Consider the following 2135-nt stretch of genomic DNA (forward strand, 5'->3'; position numbering starts at 1 on the left):
TCCCGCCTGGGTGGTGCTGCCGTCGCAGTGTGTTCAATTCTCCCCATTGCCGCGGGATTCCTGGGATGTGCCCTTTAACGGTTGGATTACGGAACAGGGGCCTGGTCAGCTGTTGAGACCCAGCGCATCATGAGCGTCATCTGATCGCGCAGACCATGCTTCGTGTCTTGGCGTCTCTCCTGCTGTTTGGTGGCCTTGGGGGGATCCCAGTCCAGGCCCATCAAATCGAAAGTGCCCTCAACTATCTCAACGGAGAACTCGAGCTCAGCAGCAGCTACTCCAATGGACAACCAACGCAAGGTGCCGTGGTCCGTCTGCTGAATGCCGATGGCAGCGCAGGCCAAAAGTTGGGTCGCACCGATCAAGCTGGTCGCCTCACCCTCGACCTCGACACGGTGGAAGACGGAATCGTCGATCTACAAATCGACGGTGGCCCTGGTCATCGTGATTACCTTGAAATGCCAGTCCAGGCCGGACAGGTCAAGCTCGATGAGGTGGTGTCCCTGCCGTTGAGCCTTGTGCTCGTCGGGCTTCTGGTTAGCGTGCAACGTCGTAAGGACTGACGAACGGGATGGCCACCAGCACCGGCAGTGAAACCCTCGACCGGATGGTGGAACGTTTGGGCGGCACAACGGATCCCAAACGCCGCTATGAATATGTGCTCTGGCTGGCAAAAAAGCTGGAGCCCTTTCCGGCCGATCAACAAACCGACGACATCAAAGTGAAGGGCTGCGTATCGCAGGTGTATGTGCGTGGCACCCTCGCCGATGGGGTGATGCATTGGCAAGGGGATTCCGACGCACTGATCACCAAAGGATTGTTGGCTCTCTTGATTCAGGGGCTGAATGGCCTCAGTCCACAAGTCGTCCAAGCCGTCGACCCTGCATTCATCGCAGCCACGGGCCTCCAAGCCAGCTTGACCCCATCCCGCGCCAACGGTTTCCTCAATATTTTGCGCGCCATGCAAGAGCAAGCGCGCCAGCTTCAACCCAACATCGCGCCCGCCGATTCATAGAGTTATGAAATGTCGCGTCATTAAGGGTTAAAAGGGGAATGGGTTCAGGGATCGGAATTGGTCTGCTCGGGCTGGGAACAGTTGGCGGCGGTGTGGCTTCGATCCTGCAAAGCCCGAGTGAACGTCATCCCCTTGTCGCGGATCTGAAACTTGTGCGCGTGGCGGTGCGAGACCTGAACCGACCACGGTCTGTCGAACTCCCCAATGAAATCCTGACAACCGATCCAGCCGTCGTGATCAACGACCCGGCAGTCGATGTGGTGGTGGAAGTGATCGGTGGGATCGAGCCAGCACGAAGCTTGATCTTGCAGGCCATCGCCGCCGGAAAATCCGTCGTTACCGCGAACAAGGCGGTGATTGCACGTCACGGCGAAGAAATTGCTGACGCCGCCGCCAAAGCTGGGGTGTATGTGCTCATCGAAGCCGCCGTTGGTGGTGGCATCCCGATCATTGAAACCGCTCAAGCAATCCCTGGGGGGGAACCGGATTAACCGGGTGAGCGGAATCATCAATGGCACCACGAATTACATCCTCACGCGGATGGCCGATGAAGGCGCTGCTTACGAGAGTGTTTTAAAAGACGCCCAGGAATTGGGATACGCCGAGGCAGACCCCGCGGCCGATGTGGATGGACTCGATGCCGCCGACAAAATCGCGATTTTGGCGAATTTGGCCTTTGGGGGCAGCGTCGAACGCAGTGCCATACCCACGGCTGGCATCAGTCAATTGCAAGGGCGTGATGTGGATTACGCCAAACAGCTGGGCTATGGCGTGAAATTGCTCGCTGTGGCGGAACGGATGAAGCCGTCTGGGGAGCCCCTACCCCTCTCGCTTCGTGTACAACCCACCCTGGTGCCAAATGATCACCCATTAGCGGGTGTGAATGGCGTTAACAACGCCATCCTTGTGGAAGGCGATCCCATCGGTCGCGTGATGTTTTACGGACCAGGGGCCGGGGCTGGACCCACCGCCTCAGCCGTGGTGGCGGACATCCTCAACATCGCTGGAATCAGCCAGGCCACCCAAATCGACGATCGCTTGGACCCTCTTCTCGCAGCGAACAGCTGGCGTCGTTGCGTGTTGGTGGATCAAGGCGAAATCCGTCAGCGCCATTACGTGC

General features: G+C 58.5%; 2 protein-coding genes and 1 pseudogene. All 3 read left to right on the forward strand.

The genetic code is table 11. The annotated features are described in order from the left end of the window. Positions 1 to 155 precede the first annotated feature (155 nt). Positions 156 to 563 carry a hypothetical protein gene (locus WH5701_RS15990; RefSeq protein WP_006169707.1) on the forward strand — a complete coding sequence of 136 codons (408 nt, stop codon included), beginning with the start codon at positions 156 to 158 and terminating at the stop codon, positions 561 to 563. A gap of 8 nt (positions 564 to 571) precedes the next feature. Continuing rightward, the gene (locus WH5701_RS00090; RefSeq protein WP_006169708.1) at positions 572 to 1015 is read left to right on the forward strand and encodes a SufE family protein; all 444 of its coding nucleotides are present in this window, start codon (positions 572 to 574) and stop codon (positions 1013 to 1015) included. 38 nt (positions 1016 to 1053) lie between these two features. Further along, positions 1054 to 2135 (forward strand): annotated as a pseudogene (locus tag WH5701_RS00095) (homoserine dehydrogenase); the annotation flags it as partial.

This window comes from Synechococcus sp. WH 5701 (assembly GCF_000153045.1).
Lineage (GTDB): Bacteria > Cyanobacteriota > Cyanobacteriia > PCC-6307 > Cyanobiaceae > Regnicoccus_A > Regnicoccus_A antarcticus.

Bases quoted from the DNA above. Each gene is read 5' to 3' on its own strand.
- WH5701_RS15990 (WP_006169707.1), top strand. From the start codon at position 156: ATGCTTCGTGTCTTGGCGTCTCTCCTGCTGTTTGGTGGCCTTGGGGGG.
- WH5701_RS00090 (WP_006169708.1), top strand. From the start codon at position 572: ATGGCCACCAGCACCGGCAGTGAAACCCTCGACCGGATGGTGGAACGT.